This window comes from Flavobacterium enshiense, assembly GCF_022836875.1.
In the GTDB taxonomy this organism is placed as follows: domain Bacteria; phylum Bacteroidota; class Bacteroidia; order Flavobacteriales; family Flavobacteriaceae; genus Flavobacterium; species Flavobacterium enshiense_A.
The window spans coordinates 3,179,162-3,194,646 of record NZ_CP090376.1 but is presented as its reverse complement, the minus strand read 5'-3'; the positions used below and the strand labels follow the sequence as shown (position 1 = coordinate 3,194,646).

15 protein-coding genes and 1 tRNA gene are annotated in these 15,485 nt (G+C 37.8%); 8 read left to right on the top strand and 8 right to left on the bottom strand.

Annotation, left to right across the window (positions count from 1 at the left end; all coding sequences use genetic code 11):
- The first annotated feature begins 70 nt into the window (after nt 1-70).
- A complete protein-coding gene (locus LZF87_RS14530; protein WP_244340060.1) occupies nt 71-727 on the top strand; it encodes a vWA domain-containing protein in 657 nt (218 codons plus the stop codon).
- A 23-nt stretch (nt 728-750) separates the two neighbouring features.
- Nucleotides 751-1,902 (top strand): hypothetical protein, encoded by a 1,152-nt coding sequence (locus LZF87_RS14525; protein WP_244340059.1) that lies wholly within the window; start codon nt 751-753, stop codon nt 1,900-1,902.
- Nucleotides 1,903-2,110: 208 nt separating this feature from the next.
- Here the strand turns inward: LZF87_RS14525 and LZF87_RS14520 are convergent, their stop codons facing one another.
- Together LZF87_RS14520 and LZF87_RS14515 are read right to left on the bottom strand one after the other, a co-directional pair.
- Nucleotides 2,111-3,526: a tyrosine-type recombinase/integrase gene (locus tag LZF87_RS14520; RefSeq protein WP_244340058.1), complete on the bottom strand. Its 1,416-nt coding sequence runs from the start codon at nt 3,524-3,526 to the stop codon at nt 2,111-2,113.
- 54 nt (nt 3,527-3,580) lie between these two features.
- A tRNA-Met gene (locus LZF87_RS14515) sits at nt 3,581-3,654 on the bottom strand.
- A 149-nt stretch (nt 3,655-3,803) separates the two neighbouring features.
- Between LZF87_RS14515 and LZF87_RS14510 the strand changes: the two genes are divergently transcribed.
- Nucleotides 3,804-4,196 carry an START-like domain-containing protein gene (locus LZF87_RS14510; protein WP_023573684.1) on the top strand — a complete coding sequence of 131 codons (393 nt, stop codon included), beginning with the start codon at nt 3,804-3,806 and terminating at the stop codon, nt 4,194-4,196.
- A 51-nt stretch (nt 4,197-4,247) separates the two neighbouring features.
- The gene (locus LZF87_RS14505; protein ID WP_244340056.1) at nt 4,248-5,087 is read left to right on the top strand and encodes an aminotransferase class IV; all 840 of its coding nucleotides are present in this window, start codon (nt 4,248-4,250) and stop codon (nt 5,085-5,087) included.
- On the opposite strand, the gene LZF87_RS14500 is transcribed toward LZF87_RS14505, so the two are convergent.
- The 5 genes from LZF87_RS14500 to LZF87_RS14480 all read right to left on the bottom strand — a co-directional run bounded on the left by LZF87_RS14500 (nt 5,084) and on the right by LZF87_RS14480 (nt 9,628).
- The gene (locus LZF87_RS14500) at nt 5,084-5,644 is read right to left on the bottom strand and encodes a YqgE/AlgH family protein (RefSeq protein ID WP_244340054.1); all 561 of its coding nucleotides are present in this window, start codon (nt 5,642-5,644) and stop codon (nt 5,084-5,086) included. The genes LZF87_RS14505 and LZF87_RS14500 overlap by 4 nt on opposite strands.
- A gap of 110 nt (nt 5,645-5,754) precedes the next feature.
- The gene (locus LZF87_RS14495) at nt 5,755-6,033 is read right to left on the bottom strand and encodes an HU family DNA-binding protein (protein ID WP_023579860.1); all 279 of its coding nucleotides are present in this window, start codon (nt 6,031-6,033) and stop codon (nt 5,755-5,757) included.
- 186 nt (nt 6,034-6,219) lie between these two features.
- Nucleotides 6,220-7,167 carry a methionyl-tRNA formyltransferase gene (fmt, locus tag LZF87_RS14490; protein ID WP_244340052.1) on the bottom strand — a complete coding sequence of 316 codons (948 nt, stop codon included), beginning with the start codon at nt 7,165-7,167 and terminating at the stop codon, nt 6,220-6,222.
- Nucleotides 7,167-9,056: a RecQ family ATP-dependent DNA helicase gene (locus LZF87_RS14485; protein WP_244340050.1), complete on the bottom strand. Its 1,890-nt coding sequence runs from the start codon at nt 9,054-9,056 to the stop codon at nt 7,167-7,169. The genes fmt and LZF87_RS14485 overlap by 1 nt, the downstream gene beginning before the upstream one ends.
- Nucleotides 9,057-9,088: 32 nt before the next feature.
- Nucleotides 9,089-9,628 carry an AAA family ATPase gene (locus LZF87_RS14480; protein WP_244340048.1) on the bottom strand — a complete coding sequence of 180 codons (540 nt, stop codon included), beginning with the start codon at nt 9,626-9,628 and terminating at the stop codon, nt 9,089-9,091.
- Nucleotides 9,629-9,776: 148 nt separating this feature from the next.
- On the opposite strand from LZF87_RS14480, the gene LZF87_RS14475 reads away from it, so the two are divergent.
- The 4 genes from LZF87_RS14475 (at nt 9,777) to LZF87_RS14460 (ending at nt 12,931) form a co-directional block, all read left to right on the top strand.
- The gene (locus LZF87_RS14475) at nt 9,777-10,061 is read left to right on the top strand and encodes a DUF493 family protein (RefSeq protein WP_244340047.1); all 285 of its coding nucleotides are present in this window, start codon (nt 9,777-9,779) and stop codon (nt 10,059-10,061) included.
- Nucleotides 10,062-10,070: 9 nt separating this feature from the next.
- Entirely contained in the window at nt 10,071-10,772 is a 702-nt protein-coding gene (locus tag LZF87_RS14470; RefSeq protein ID WP_244340044.1) for a DUF4290 domain-containing protein, read from the top strand.
- A gap of 15 nt (nt 10,773-10,787) precedes the next feature.
- Complete coding sequence (gene murA / locus LZF87_RS14465) at nt 10,788-12,098, top strand: UDP-N-acetylglucosamine 1-carboxyvinyltransferase (protein WP_244340043.1); 1,311 nt, start codon at nt 10,788-10,790, stop codon at nt 12,096-12,098.
- Nucleotides 12,099-12,163: 65 nt separating this feature from the next.
- A complete protein-coding gene (locus LZF87_RS14460; protein ID WP_244340041.1) occupies nt 12,164-12,931 on the top strand; it encodes a sulfite exporter TauE/SafE family protein in 768 nt (255 codons plus the stop codon).
- Nucleotides 12,932-12,982: 51 nt separating this feature from the next.
- On the opposite strand, the gene LZF87_RS14455 is transcribed toward LZF87_RS14460, so the two are convergent.
- Nucleotides 12,983-15,469 carry a DUF5686 and carboxypeptidase regulatory-like domain-containing protein gene (locus tag LZF87_RS14455; protein ID WP_244340039.1) on the bottom strand — a complete coding sequence of 829 codons (2,487 nt, stop codon included), beginning with the start codon at nt 15,467-15,469 and terminating at the stop codon, nt 12,983-12,985.
- Nucleotides 15,470-15,485 lie beyond the last annotated feature (16 nt).

Genomic DNA, 15,485 nt, shown 5'->3' with positions numbered 1-15,485 from the left:
GTTGCAAAGAATTCGTTCTCCTGAATCAACGCTCTAAATTTGTTTCATAAATATTTAAAAATTAAAGATTATGAAAAACAAAAAAACGCTTTACCATTTTGTATTAGACAAAAGCGGTTCTATGAACAATTGCAGAGAAACGACTATAGCAGGTTTCAATAAACAGTTAGAAACTATCAAACAGTTACAAAGGGAGTTTCCGGAACAGAAATTTGAAATCTCGCTAACTATATTTGATGATGATGTGGACCATATTTTTTCACATGTAAACATTAGTGCTTTTGAAAGGCTGACCTCTGCAATGTATATTCCTAGTGGATGTACTGCACTCCTAGATGCAATTGGAGAGTCAATCAACAAGATTAGAATAACTAATGAAACTCAAATTGTGAATAATGAAATGAGTGTGATAATGGTTATTCTGACGGACGGTATGGAAAATGCAAGTAGGGAATTTACATATCACAACATTGCAAACACCATTAAAACATTAGAACAAACGGAAAAATGGACGTTTACATTCCTGGGCGCAGATATTGATGCAATTCATACCTCAAAAATGTTAAATATCCGAGAAGAAAATGTAGTGTCATTTAACAAAGGTGATATGGGAGAAATGATGAATGAAATAAGTAATGGGATGCGTTATTATTCCGAGAGCAAAGCAGCCGGTATAACAAAAAAAGATTTTTTAGATTTTATTATTAAAAAGGACCGCAGAAAATAATAAATATTTGATATTTTTAAAATATGAATATACATTTATTACGATCGCCTGAACTAAAAGAAGAGACCTATCGGAATGTGCTGTATTTATTGCAGCAATTCCGTGGTCCAATTAATTTTCTCGAATGTGAAGAGGAAATACTACAATACGATCCAAATGGTGAAGAAGTTGAATGGGGGACCAAAGAAGATTTTGAAAAGTTAAAAGAGGTTGATTTTCTTTCTGAAAATTCGCCCAACATTGAAAGAATGTGGAAACGAATTGTTTTTCCACATAAAGAAGTTGTTAAAACCTGGGAACAATTGTTTGTAGAATGTGATAAGTATAGAAAGCAAAAAAGAATATCTGAAAATGACGTTGTTGTATTGCTTACTGATGTTGGCAATAAGCCAAATTGGTTCGGAGGCATTTCTCCTTCAATGAAAAATTGTTTTGTGCAGACATCGAATTGGCAACATTATTTTGGTTCATCCATTGATATTCGTTTTCCAATTGCCTATGAAGTGATCGTTTGGAGTATGCGACATTTTATGTTTCCTACAAACGAAGCAATAATGGATAATATTCACAAAACACCAAAAGGGTGTATAATGGATTTTTGCCAGGACAAGTCTCAAATTATTTTAAAAATGAGAACTGCCGATGTATGCGATAGCTGCATGAATCACCTTATTGAAAGAGATATACCTAAATTGTACACTAGACAGTTTTTTGAAATTTTGGATGGAATCCGAGAGACCATGACTTTTAGAGGTAGATCCAAACTATTCCGTCAACCCAGCAGATTAGAAATAAAAGGTTATACAAAAAAGATTTTTTTTACCGATTTAGGTGGACTGGAATTAAGATTGAATCCGAAAGAAAAAGCACTGTATCTATTGTTTTTAAAGCATAGTGATGGCATGAATTTAAATGAATTACAGGATCATAAGGAAGAATTGAAACAATTATACGCTCATTTTTGCAATCAGTCAAATCGAGAAACACTTCAAAAAGCTATTGAACTCCTTGTTAATCCATCAGAAAATGATGCTAACATTATATTATCAAGAATCAACAAAAAAATTAAAGAAGCCGTTGGTGAAACATTACTTGATTTTTATTGTATTACCGGAGAAAGGGGAGAAAAAAAACGAATAAAGTTAGAACGTGAGTTAGTGGATTACAAAAGTTGAATTCAAATAATTTTTGGTAGATATAAATTCACGAATCTGGACAGAATTCCTAAAATATATATATGGGCGGCATAAACGAAATAGTTGAATTTGCCGGTTTAGTTGGTTGTCTAAATTTGCACAATAGGCATAGTAAAAAGAAAGATGCCTTAGTACCTTATCAAAGATGTTTTCTCTCTGTTTGATTTGAATTCTTCTTGCTCGATATTTACCTCAATAAATCAGAGTAATCCTCCGGAATCTCGGCATCAATATCCCTTAAATATTCTTCCAAAGCCGACATGGTAGAGTGACCTGTAATCAACATCATTCTGCTTTTAGTTTCAAAAGGGGAGAAGCTCTTGCGTAATTCACGGTACAGTTTGGTGATAAACGTGTGTCGGAAACTGTATAGCCCGTAATCTTCGTTTAAATCAAAATGTTCTTTGACCACTTTTTTGAAGCGTTTTGAGAAATTGTCCCGGCGGTTGTTTTCATCGGCATGCCATGGCTGACCAATGCCATCAGGTGTAAAAAGATAATTTGTCTTTTTAAACTGCTTTAAATCGGGTAATTCCTGAAAAAGGATGTCAGGTATGATTTTTGTTTTTACAAGCTTATTTTTGGCTCTAACGGTCAAAATTTTGCTGGTAACATCGATATCTTCAATTTTCAAGCGGCATACTTCTACAGGTCTGAGGAAATTGTAACACAAAAATTTGATGTATAGCAATAATAATGGATCGTGTTTCTCTAAATGCTCGAATATCTTAGTTTGCATTTCCGGAGTGTAAGTTTTGTTTCGCTCCGCCTTGGTCTTGATTACATTTATTTTTTTAATGAAGTTTACCGGAATGATTTCATTGTCCTCCAAAACCTGAAAGAGCGAACTTAAATCAGTTCTGGAGTTGTTACGGTTTCGGGGACTGGAGCTTTCAAGTATTTCGTTGAGATATTCCATCACCGTTTTCTTGGTAAGTGATGTGATGGGCTGATTCTCATCTGTCCAATACTGAAAGCGACGTATCCTGCTGTGGAAATTTTGAAATGAAATTTGTCCTAAAGAAGCTGCTTTAATTTTTAAAGCAAATTCAAAAGCTTGTTTAAGAGTCATGGATGTATTTTCCGGTTCACTTTTTACAACTTCTACGGGTTTGGTTATCGGTTCTACTCCTTTTTCTATTTCTTTTTTTACGATAGGTTTCTTTGCGACAGGCTTTTTTACTTCCAGAATGACCTCAGTAGGAACGGTTGTTTTGGGATTATGCTCAAGACTGAAATCATTCTCCTCGTAGGGAGTATATCCTTTTTCAAGCATATTCAGTAAGGTATCCTTAAGAATACTTAAATATTCATACCGCTCCTGTTTGGTTTTGTATTTGTTGGCTTCGCCTTTAATGTTAGGTAAGCGCTCCAATTTTCCGGTTTCCTTATTTCTGAAACTGTAATAGATGTACCAGCTTTTGGAAAGTGCGGTCTGTTGTTCGGCGTGGGAAAGTTTGTTCCATTGTGAGATTTCCACGCCTCCGGTATATATTTTAGGTTCCGAATAATTTTTCTTCATGGTTAGAATCTGTACCCGTTTGTGTACCATTTCGTGTGCCGAATCGTGTACTGATTGTAAAAGTAGCGAAAATGTAGACATAAAAAAAGCGGATTAGTGTGCACTAATCCGCTGATTTTAAAAGAATTGTTCTTGTAGCGAAGACGGGAGTTGAACCCGTGACCTCAGGGTTATGAATCCTGCGCTCTAACCGACTGAGCTACCTCGCCATTTTTTCGGTTTACATCCTTGCTGAATGCGGGTGCAAATATAAGACTAAAATCATAGCTTCCAAATAAAATTCAAAAAAAATATTTTTTTCTTTTTTCTTTTTTTTATTAAGTTAAATGCTATATATTTCAGAAAATTTAATACGAATATGGAAGGTAAAATAAGATACGAATTAGAGTTCCCCATCATGTCATCGCCCCAATTATTATATCAGTATATCTCAACGCCTTCCGGACTATCGGAGTGGTTTGCGGATAACGTGAATTCTCGTGGAGAGTTTTTTACGTTCATCTGGAACGATTCAGAGGAAAAAGCCCGACTAGCTTCCAAAAAAACAGGAGAGAAAGTTAAGTTTCGCTGGATTGATGAGGATAATAAAGATGGTGATTATTATTTTGAATTACGAATACTGGAAGATGAGATTACCAAAGATGTTTCTTTGATGATTGTAGATTTTGCAGAAGAACGAGATTTGTCGGAAGCTAAAATGCTTTGGGAAAATCAGATTTCCGATTTAAAACATGTTATAGGTTCCGCTTAAAAAGTCATTTTTATAAACTATATTTGCCCTCGATTAAATCGGGGGTTTTTTATGGTAAATTATAACGGTTCATTAGTGGATGATTCAGGGGTTGCATTGCAGCAAAACAGAGGTTTTCTTTATGGGGATTCTGTTTTTGAAACTGTTAAAGTGTTGGATGCTAGGGTTTTGTTTTTAGAAGATCATTACTTTAGGTTGATGGCGTCAATGCGTATTGTGCGAATGGAAATTCCAATGAATTTTACCATGGAATATTTTGATGAGCAAATTTTAAATTTGGTTCGTCAATTGGATGGCGTTCAGTCAATCCGTGTGAGATTTTCTGTTTTTCGAAAATCAGGTGGGTTTTATCTGCCAACCACTAATGATGTTGAATTTATTGTTACTGCAGAGCCGCTTGAAGCAGCTTTGTATTCCTTTGATGGAACTGCTTATGAAGTGGAATTGTTTAAGGATTTTTACGTTACTAAACAGTTACTTTCTACTATCAAGAGCAATAACAGGCTGGTGCAGATTACCGGAAGTGTTTTCGCGCATGAAAACGGTTATGATAACTGCTTGTTGATGAATGACGAAAAGAATGTAGTAGAAGGGCTTCAGAGTAATTTGTTCATGCTTATGGGCAATAAATTGGTTACGCCTCCTATTTTGGACGGCTGTTTAAATGGTGTAATGCGTAAACAGATTTTGGCAATCGCTAAAAAAATGGAAGGGTTAGAGGTTGTGGAAGAATCAATTTCTCCCTTTGATTTGCAAAAAGCCGATGAATTGTTTCTGACTAACGTTATCAAAGGTATCCAGCCGATTACTAAATACCGCAAAAAAGAGTACAAAACGGATTTTGCTTCCGAATTATTGAAGAAACTGAATGCTCAGGTTCGTTTGGCTTAGTTTAAGATCGGGTTTTCGGGTGCGTTAGACCAGATAAGGTATTCGCCGCCTTGTTCCATCATCTTTTCTTTCCAGAAGTGAGTAGTAGATTTTCCGATAATTTTGTTTTGATAACTGTTTTTAGATACAATCCAGGAGTTTTCTTCTAATTCGTCTTCCAATTGGTGTGATTCCCATCCGGTGTAACCCAAAAAGAAGCGAATGTTGGTTCTTTTAATTTTTCCTTCGTTGATAAGGTTTTTAGTGTGTTCAAAATCGCCTCCCCAATAGATACCGTTAGAGATTTCTATGCTATTTGGTATCAGTTCGGGAATGTTGTGAATAAAATACAAGTTGTCTTGTTCTACAGGGCCACCATTATAAATTTTGAAATTGGCATTAATTTCAGGAATTAAATCATGGATGGTGTACTGTAAGGGCTTGTTCAAAATGAACCCAACAGATCCCTCTGCATTGTGGTCGGCTAGTAGGACCACGGATCTGTTAAATGATAAATCTCCGATAATTGAAGGTTCCGCTACAAGCAAATTTCCTTTTTTTGGCTTAACTGATATCATCTTCCTGCAAGTTTATATTTAAAATTAGGAAAAAATACGTATCGCAGCAAAATAAATCGTTTAAAAGTAAAAAGCCCCGATTTAATCGGGGCTGTATTTGTAGTGGTAAACTATTTTTTGTTCAAAGAACCTTCTAACTCAGCTCCTGCCTTGAATTTTACTACATTTTTAGCAGCAATTTTGATAGTTTTTCCAGTTTGAGGGTTTCTTCCTTCTCTTGCTGCTCTTTGTGATACTGACCAAGATCCGAAACCTACTAATGATACTCTTCCGCCTTTTGTTAAAGTTCCTTCTACGTTGTTTAAGAAAGATTCTAAAGCCAATTTAGCAGCTGCTTTAGTGATACCTGCATCAGCAGCAATTGCATCGATTAATTCTGATTTGTTCATAAGAATAGTTATTAATGGTTTGATTAAATTAATTATTGTCCTACAAATTTATATGAATTTCCGGATTACGCAAGTGTTTTTCGGTTTTTTACAAGTTTTTTGCTTAAAATGTTGATAACTCAGGTTTATTGTTAATAAACTTACTTGTTTTTTTCGAAATTTCGGGAGTCTTAGTGTTTACTGGGGCTACAGCGCTATAGCATTTTCACTGAACGAAATTCCGTTTAAAAGTTCGTGTGTCTGCATTCTTTTCTTTCCCGGAAACTGTAAACTGTGAATATTTAGATAACCTCCTCTTACTGCGATTTTCAATTCTTTTTTAGTTGAAAGCACCTTTCCTTGCTCATGTTGATGAGCGTCTTTCATGAAAGAGGTTTCGTAAATTTTTACATTCCACTCCTGATCGTTGTCTTTAATATAACACCAGGCTGCCGGATACGGACTCAAGCCACGCACCAGGTTGTGAATTTCGCTTCCGTCTTTACTGAAATCGATCTTGCAATTGTCTTTATTAAGCTTATAAGCCGTTTTTATGTCATCACTGGTGGACTGAATTGTAGTTGTAACGTTTCCTTGCTCGATAAGGGATAATGTCTTTAAAACGGTCCCGCTTCCCAATGCCATTAAGCGGTCATGCAATTCACCTGCCGATTCATTTTCGCCAATGGTAACTTCATCGCTTAGAATCATCGCTCCGGTATCGATTTTATCGTCTATGAAAAACGTGGTCACTCCGGTTTTGATTTCTCCGTTGATAATTGCCCAGTTAATAGGTGCTGCTCCGCGGTATTCCGGTAATAGAGAAGCGTGAAGGTTAAAGGTTCCGAATTTAGGCATGCGCCAAACTACTTCAGGCAACATTCTGAAAGCAACAACAATCTGAAGATTTGCGTTAAGGCTTCGCAATTCTTCTAAAAAAGTTTCGTCTTTCAGGTTGGTAGGCTGCAACAAATGAAGGTTGTGCTCCAAAGAGTATTCTTTTACCGCCGAATATTTGATCTTTTGTCCGCGACCCGCCGGTTTGTCTGCAGCGGTGATCACACCAACGATTTCATAATTGTTCTTATATATAGTGTCAAGGATTCCTACGGCAAACTCGGGAGTTCCCATAAAAACAATGCGTAACTTTTCCATTATAGACTAATGTATTGGTTTTGATTATTGATTTTTACTTTGTTGTTTTCCAACAAAAGCTGAAGTGCAAAGATAGTTTCCTCTGTGCTTAATTCCAGTGAATTTTCGATTTCTCTTGAGGATAAAGGCGAGTTTTTAAGCAGGGCCAATACGTTTTTTGCAATTTCAAGAGGACTCTTTTCTGTTTTTTTCTGAGTGATGCAAAATGAGCAGATGCCACATTCTTTAGTGTCTGTTTCTCCAAAATACTCCAGGAGTAATCTGCTTTTGCATTGTTTCTTGTCCGATACATATCGGATAACCGATTCAAATTGCTTTATTTTAATTTCGTTCTGCTGTTGCAGGAATTTCGCAATTCGGTTTATGGTTCGCTCGTCTTCGCGTACTTCGTTGAAGGTGAGTTGACTGTCGTTAGACTGACTGTGTAATATACAGATTTCCTTCTGATGCATTCGTTTCAACACTTCGATCACATTTTCTTCGGAAGTGCCTGATTTTCGTGCAATCAGATTGGTGTTGATGGCTGTGTCTATTTCGTATACTCCGCTATAATTACGTAATATAGCTGTAATTACTGGCTCGTCGGACGGATTCATACTTATATAACGTATGATTTCACGGCTTTCTAATGAGAAACGGATGGTGATTTTTTCTGAAAATTCTTTGGAAAGTGAAATGATTCCTTGATTGTCCAGAAACTGCATCGCATTGAAGGTTTTCAGAACAGGGAATTTGTACCGCTGGCAAAAATGGTTCAGATTAAACGAGAAAGTTTCGTTAATACCTTCGCCGTATCCTATCTGAAAATAATTATTGAGTTTGATGTAAACTTCTTTTAAAAAGGTTTTATCGGGCAATACGGAAAGAAACTGGCTTTCTGTAGTTTGGATATCCGACGGGGCAAGAAGTAAAACGGCAAAGGCTTTTACTCCGTTTCGTCCGGCGCGGCCTGCTTCCTGATAGTAATTCTCAAGGTTTTCGGGAAGTTGGATATGGATTACCGTGCGGACATTGGGTTTGTCGATTCCCATGCCAAAGGCGTTTGTGGCAACCATTACCTGAACATCTTCCATGAGCCATGACTGCATGTTTTTTCCTTTTTCTTTCTGTGTAAGTCCGCCGTGATAAAATGTGCTTTTGAATCCCATTGCAGCCACTTGTGCCGATACGTCATGGCAGGCTTTTCGGTTGCGGACATAAATTATTGAAGGTTCCGGGTTTTTAGTGAGAATCTGCTGGATTCTGAAAAGCTTGTCTTCGGCTTCAAAAACCATGTAAGCAATATTTTCTCTTGCAAATGATTTTTTGAATACCGCCGGGTTTGTTAATCCTAGCTGTGTGCAGATGTCGTCCTGAACTCTTTGTGTGGCTGAAGCTGTTAAAGCCAAAAAAGGAACTTTCGGGAAATACTCTTTTAGTTTTGAAATTTTTAAATAGGCAGGTCGGAAATCATGGCCCCATTGCGAGACACAATGTGCTTCGTCAATGGCGATAAGATTTATCGGAAGGCCTTTTATACGCTCCAAAACCCAGTCAGATTGCAGTCGTTCCGGGGAAAGATAAAGGAATTTATAGTTTCCGAACTGACAATTATCAAGCAAATCGATGGTTTCGTCTGAAGAAATTCCACCTGTTAAAGCGATTGCTTTTATGTTTCGTTTTTGCAGATTCTGGACCTGGTCTTTCATTAAGGCGATCAACGGGGAAATAACCAGGCAGATTCCCGGTTTTATCATGGCCGGTACCTGAAAACAAATCGATTTTCCGCCGCCGGTTGGGAGCAGTGCAAAAGCGTCTTTTCCTTCCAGAACCGATTGGATAATTGCTTCCTGCGGCTCACGGAACGAATCGTGGTTCCAGTATTTTTTTAGAATTTGCTGTGCGTCCAAATTGTAAAACCTATATAGAATACGAATATAACTTAATTCTTCAGATTTTCGAGAATAAAATCAATTCGGTTTTCCAAAGTGTCTTTTGGGACTTCAATAAGCGAATAGCCATAATTTTCGTAGGTTTCGATAAGGTGTTCCTGAATTAGGACAGCTTGTTCATAGGTTTCGTAACGGGCTTCGTCACTGGTGTAAATTTCTTCCCAGGGCGGAAGGATGAATACTTTGCTGTACTTGTGCTCTCGGCAGGCCTGATCAAAAAAAGAAGGATAAGCATCGCCTATATAATGCATGTATGCCAAAACATCTGGAATACCTCGATCGATAAAAACGAAGTCTTTGTTTTCAAGAACGGCATTCTGAAATTGTTTTTTTCTTCCTTCCAGTAATAATTCACTGAATAAAAGTGGCTTTTCAAGGAATAATTGTTCAATTCCCTGTTTGCGGGCTTCATGAATTACTTCGCGCGAAACTTCGGGATAACACAGGTATCCTTTATCTGTCAAGCCCTCTATAACAGTGGTTTTCCCTGATCCGGGTCCGCCAATAATTAGTACAATTTCTTTAGCCACTTTTTTAAAATAAGGCGCAAATTTACATTTTTTAGTTAAATGGGGTAATTCTTTTCGGGATTGTTGTTTTTTAATGGGCAAAAACTCAGAAATCATCATACATAATTCATAACTCTAATGTATATTTGCTTTTATTTTTGATTGAACAATGGATAAGAAGACAGAAGAATTTTACCATAGGCTTAAAGAAGAATTAATTAACTCAACGGTATGGCCTTCCGAATATTTGTTTAAATTTATAGTTCCGACGGATGTTGATAAGATTAACGTAATTGAAACTTCATTCGATGGTATGGGAGCGGTAATTGAAACAAATCAGTCAAAGACAGGAAAATATACCAGTGTTTCGGTTAACGTTACCATGAAAAGCGCTCAAAGTGTTATTGATAAGTACGTAGAGCTGACAAAAGTAGAAGGGATTATTTCTTTATAAAAACCAAACATGCAATTTACACCAGAACAAGCCGTACATTTTTTGGAATACAATGCCGAACGCCCGCATCTGATCATTCCGGAATACGGTCGTCATTTACAGAAGCTGATTGATCAGGCGACTTTAATTGAGGATCGCGAAGAGCGTAACAAAGCGGCGCGATACATCATTTCGGTGATGGGAGGGTTGAATCCGCACTTGCGCGACGTGCCCGATTTTCAGCATAAACTTTGGGACCAGATTTTTATCATGTCCGATTTCAAACTGGATGTAGATTCACCATATCCGATTCCGAGCAAAGAAGTGTTGCATCAGAAACCGGAAAAGCTTAATTACCCTCAGAACTTCCCGAAATACCGTTTTTATGGAAACAATATCAAATACATGATTGATGTGGCCAACAAATGGGAGGAAAGCGATCTGAAAAACACGCTTATCCGTGTGATTGCAAATCATATGAAAAAATGTTATCTGAGCTGGAATAAAGATACGGTTAAGGATGACGTAATTTTCGAGCATTTGTACGAACTGTCGGGAGGAAAAATCAACTTGGTAAAAACGGATGAAGAGCTTTCCAATACGACCGATTTGATGCGAGTGAATAAAAAAATGTCCAATAAAGCACAATTCAACAATCCGAAAGGAAAAGGGAATACCGGCGGAAAGAATTTCAATCCGCGAAGCAACAATAAGAACAGCAACAGAAAATAATTTTTGAAAAACGCCATGGGAACATTTAAGATAGAAGGAGGTATACAGTTAAAAGGAGACGTTCATCCTCAAGGAGCTAAAAATGAAGCGCTGCAGGTTTTATGTCCGGTTTTGTTGACTTCAGAAAAAGTACGAATAACAAACATTCCTGATATTATCGACGTTAATAAACTGATTACGCTTTTGGGTAATTTGGGTGTTAAAATTCAAAAAAACGGTTCCGGAGATTATACTTTCCAGGCCGATGAGGTAAATATCAACTATCTTGAAACAGAAGCGTTCAAAAAAGAAGGTGGTGCACTTCGTGGTTCGATTATGATCGTAGGTCCGCTTTTGGCCCGTTTTGGAAAAGGATATATTCCAAAACCGGGAGGTGATAAAATTGGACGTCGTCGTTTGGATACACATTTTGAAGGATTCATTAACCTTGGTGCCAAATTCAGATACGAAAGAGCTGATCATTTTTATGGCGTTGAAATAGACGGAAGATTGCAGGGGACCTATATGCTTTTAGATGAAGCATCGGTGACTGGTACCGCTAATATTGTGATGGCCGCTGTTTTGGCAGAAGGGACAACAACAATTTACAACGCTGCCTGCGAACCTTATTTGCAGCAATTATGTAAAATGCTGAACTCGATGGGAGCGAAAATTACCGGAGTAGGTTCAAATTTATTGACTATCGAAGGAGTTGAGAGTCTTAGCGGATGCGAACACAGAATTCTTCCTGACATGGTTGAAATTGGTTCGTGGATTGGATTGGCAGCAATGACCAGAAGCGAGATTACCATAAAAAATGTAAGTTGGGACAATCTTGGTGTAATTCCGAATGTTTTCAGAAAACTGGGAATCACCGTGGAAAGACGTGACGACGATATTTATATCCCGGCGCATAACAACGGTTACGAAGTTAAAACCGATATTGATGGTTCCATTTTAACCATAGCCGATGCTCCGTGGCCAGGATTTACTCCTGATTTATTGAGTATCATTTTAGTTGTGGCTACTCAGGCAAAAGGTGATGTACTGATTCACCAGAAAATGTTTGAAAGCCGTTTGTTCTTTGTGGATAAATTAATCGACATGGGTGCAAAAATCATGTTGTGCGATCCGCACAGAGCGGTGGTAATGGGGCACGATTTCAAATCGCAGCTGAAAGCCACTACAATGAGTTCTCCGGATATCCGTGCAGGAATTTCATTGCTGATTGCGGCACTTTCTGCAAAAGGAACGAGTACCATTCAGAATATTGAGCAAATTGACAGAGGTTACGAAAAAATTGACGAACGTTTGAGAGCCTTAGGCGCAAACATCATTCGAGCGTAATTATGTGTGATCACTAAACATATAAAAAGCTGAATTCATTCGAATTCGGCTTTTTTCTTTTTACTATGGAAATTGATATTTTACTTTTTCTTTGCCTTGCCGCTTTTGCTGCCGGTTTTGTAGATGCTATTGTTGGTGGTGGTGGATTGATCCAGACGCCCGTTGCTTTGATTTTAATGCCTAATGTGCCGGTGGCTAATATTATCGGTTCCTTAAAAATTCCGGCCTTCAGCGGAACTGGTTTTGCAGCCTACCAATATCTTAAGAAAGTAACAATGAATTGGAGACTACTGATGGTCATGTCGCTGATAGCGTTTGCTTCGGCCTTTGCCGGTTCTACTTTGTTAACGCATGTCAGTAATGATTTCATGAAGCCCTTATTGCTGGTGGTGCTTACATTACTGGCGTTTTATACGTTTATAAAGAAAAATTTCGGACAGCATCAGGAAAAGCTTTTATCGGTTAAAACTCAGATAATTTATGCGGTGATAATTAGTATGACCATCGGGTTCTACGATGGTTTTATCGGTCCGGGTACAGGAAGCTTCTTTGTTGTGGCTTTTGTTTCTGTATTGGGATTAGATTTTCTTCATGCTTCCGCGAATGCGAAAATGGTTAATCTGGCAACCAATTTCGGTTCTATTTGCCTCTTTGTGCTGAAAGGGAAAATTATTTGGATGATAGCCTTGCCTATGGCGTTATGCAATGCGCTCGGCGGTTTTATAGGAGCAAAATTAGCAATCAGTAAGGGTAACGGATTTATCCGTGCATTCTTCTTAGTGGTAGTTGTCGGAACCTTGATTCGTTTTGCCTACGATGTTTTTTGGAAATAAAAAAACGCACTGGGGTTGCCGGTGCGCCTGATTGTTTCATGATTGTTTCTTTTAGTTGAGAATATTCAAAAACTTCAACCCAAATACGACTCCGTCTGTCTGGAAACCGTCTTGGTAGGAACGGACATAATCAAATCTGAAAAATCGGAATTTTCCAAAACCTACATTGTCAAATCCAACCGTATATTCCTGATACGGTTTGAAATCCGGGACGTTCAGCATGTGGAAACCGACAACAAGATTCCACTGCAGTTTGTTGATAAGCGGGATTTTGTTCATAATGAATCCTTTGTCATTGTGTTCCATGTGGGTTTCGACATAGGCATCGTTTGTACTGTGCGTGTAATACGGAAGCATATTAAATACGTTCAGGTATTTGTCAGCTGTGCCAACATGTGTCTGGTTTCCGTTGAAGTGTTTGTAATCGACAAAAGAAATATTGTCGGCATTAAAAAACTGTCCGGCTTTCAAACGGATGGCAAAATCACCTTTATTGCCGAATGTCTTGTCATAATCCACCATTGTGGATAAATAATCATAATTGTAAATGTCCTCACTTCCGGCAAACCCTTTTTCGTAATTCAGGGTAAGTGTAGGATAATCATTGTTAGGGATGTTTATTATACCGTCAGGGCGCGTTATGTACTTATTGTCAAAACGGATTCTCGCCCCGATATTGGCCTTTACCAAATTATGTTTTACAATGGCCGGGGTCGTATTGTCGTATGGTAAAAGCGGGTTGTTGGAAGTGTAGTCCTTATCGTTTTTGATAAGCACATAATCGGTGTTGTTGAAAAGCGGTTTTCTTGCCGAGTATTCAATGCTTCCATTTGCAGTAACTCCGTTCAGGATGTTTTGACTGTATCCTAATTTTATGAATTCCTTGTTGTAGTATTTTGCATAGTTATCCTTAAAGAACAAAGTACTGATGGAGTTTATCAGATTTGAAATCGGATTGGAAGGATTGAACTGGTTGATGCTGCTTCCTCCCGAGGCTGATATTGCTGCGTAATTTGTAGTGTTGAAACGATGATAAATGCTTCCATTTACGCGTAATCTGTCTTCTGCAAATCCGTAGTTAAACGTCGAATTGATAAATGTGTACGTTCCTTTGTCTTCATTGCGTTTGGTAAACGAAAACCCGGAATCAAGATTCCAGCCCTGAACAGTATTGAAACCAAGTGACGTTATATCTAAAATGCCTTTGTAGGATGCCGACCAATTGTGGTAGCTGTACTTATAAGTATATCCTGTGAAGATCTTCAGGAATTTGAATTTATTGCCCTTTCTGTCCAACGAATCCATATAAACCTGCGATTTTCTAATGGTTTGTATGCTGTCTTTTTTATGGTAATCGCCGATTTCTTCATCCGTTAACGGAACCGGGCGGTTTACATTCCAGTAAATCGTGTCCTTTTTGTTGGCGTCTTTTTCGATTTTTGCAATCTCTTTAGTGAATGTTTTTTTCTCAAACTTATCCTTGAAAACATAGTTGCTGAATACGTGCGTGAATTTGCCGGTAAAGCCCATTCCGAAGATGGAAGCTTTAAAATCGATAGTTTGCTGGTTTTTTGCCCAAATTCTGGTGTTTGGGTTATAATTGAAGTTCTGGGTAAAAGCAATATATTCTAAGATTGGCTGCTGCATTCGGTAGCCTTTACTGTTCAAATCAATAGCGTAAATGGCCCAGGTGTCTTCCACGATGTAAATGTATCCTTCGAAAACGGGCTCTTTATCGCGTTTTGCAGTTACCTTTATTTTGTTGATGAGCTGATTGTGGTCATCAGTAAACATGCTTTCCAGTTTGTATTTGTAGTACGACATGGCATTATCTGCGATAGGAGAAACCATGTTGATGCCCATATCGACATAATTGGCGTAGAAGTCATAATTAGTACCCTGGGCAGTATTAAAACTGAAACCGTTGTCGTCTCCGCTCACTTTGGAAGCAATGATTTCCTCTTTTATTTTATTGGGTTTTTCAAAGGCTATTTTTGAAACGGTTTCCGATAAATAAAGAATTCCAGTTCCGGTCGAGTCCAATGCGCCGTCAAAATCCCCAATCTCCATTCCCATGAATTTTTTCGGTACATTTTTGGCTCTGAAAATACCACGTGAATAAAAATCGGCTTCGAATTTATCGGTTTTTTCGGAATTAATTTTTCGTTTTTTTATGGCGTTTCGGATGATTTCATAAGCTGGATCTTCTTTATTCGGCTTGATGATCATTTCAGTCAAAGTGTAATTTTCATCTTCTAAGACCACATTCAAGGTATGAGGAAACGCCTGAACATCGGCAGTTGTTTTTTTTGTCTTGTAACCCAGTGACTGGAAAATGACAGTGTAATTTCCCTTTTCTTTGACAATGAGTTCGAATAAGCCATTTTCATTTGCTGAAGTGCCGTTATAAGTATTTTCGATTATTACGGTTGTGTAGGGAATGGGTTGTCCGGATTTGTCGGTGACTTTTCCTTTGATTTGTGCGATGACTGTGGCGGATACTAATAATAATGCAATCAGAAAAAAATGTTTGTTCATGTTTTTTTTACCGGGC

Bases quoted from the DNA above. Each gene is read 5' to 3' on its own strand.
- LZF87_RS14530 (WP_244340060.1), top strand. From the start codon at position 71: ATGAAAAACAAAAAAACGCTTTACCATTTTGTATTAGACAAAAGCGGT.
- LZF87_RS14525 (WP_244340059.1), top strand. From the start codon at position 751: ATGAATATACATTTATTACGATCGCCTGAACTAAAAGAAGAGACCTAT.
- LZF87_RS14520 (WP_244340058.1), bottom strand. From the start codon at position 3,526: ATGTCTACATTTTCGCTACTTTTACAATCAGTACACGATTCGGCACAC.
- LZF87_RS14510 (WP_023573684.1), top strand. From the start codon at position 3,804: ATGGAAGGTAAAATAAGATACGAATTAGAGTTCCCCATCATGTCATCG.
- LZF87_RS14505 (WP_244340056.1), top strand. From the start codon at position 4,248: ATGGTAAATTATAACGGTTCATTAGTGGATGATTCAGGGGTTGCATTG.
- LZF87_RS14500 (WP_244340054.1), bottom strand. From the start codon at position 5,644: ATGATATCAGTTAAGCCAAAAAAAGGAAATTTGCTTGTAGCGGAACCT.
- LZF87_RS14495 (WP_023579860.1), bottom strand. From the start codon at position 6,033: ATGAACAAATCAGAATTAATCGATGCAATTGCTGCTGATGCAGGTATC.
- fmt (WP_244340052.1), bottom strand. From the start codon at position 7,167: ATGGAAAAGTTACGCATTGTTTTTATGGGAACTCCCGAGTTTGCCGTA.
- LZF87_RS14475 (WP_244340047.1), top strand. From the start codon at position 9,777: ATGGATAAGAAGACAGAAGAATTTTACCATAGGCTTAAAGAAGAATTA.
- LZF87_RS14470 (WP_244340044.1), top strand. From the start codon at position 10,071: ATGCAATTTACACCAGAACAAGCCGTACATTTTTTGGAATACAATGCC.
- murA (WP_244340043.1), top strand. From the start codon at position 10,788: ATGGGAACATTTAAGATAGAAGGAGGTATACAGTTAAAAGGAGACGTT.
- LZF87_RS14460 (WP_244340041.1), top strand. From the start codon at position 12,164: ATGGAAATTGATATTTTACTTTTTCTTTGCCTTGCCGCTTTTGCTGCC.
- LZF87_RS14455 (WP_244340039.1), bottom strand. From the start codon at position 15,469: ATGAACAAACATTTTTTTCTGATTGCATTATTATTAGTATCCGCCACA.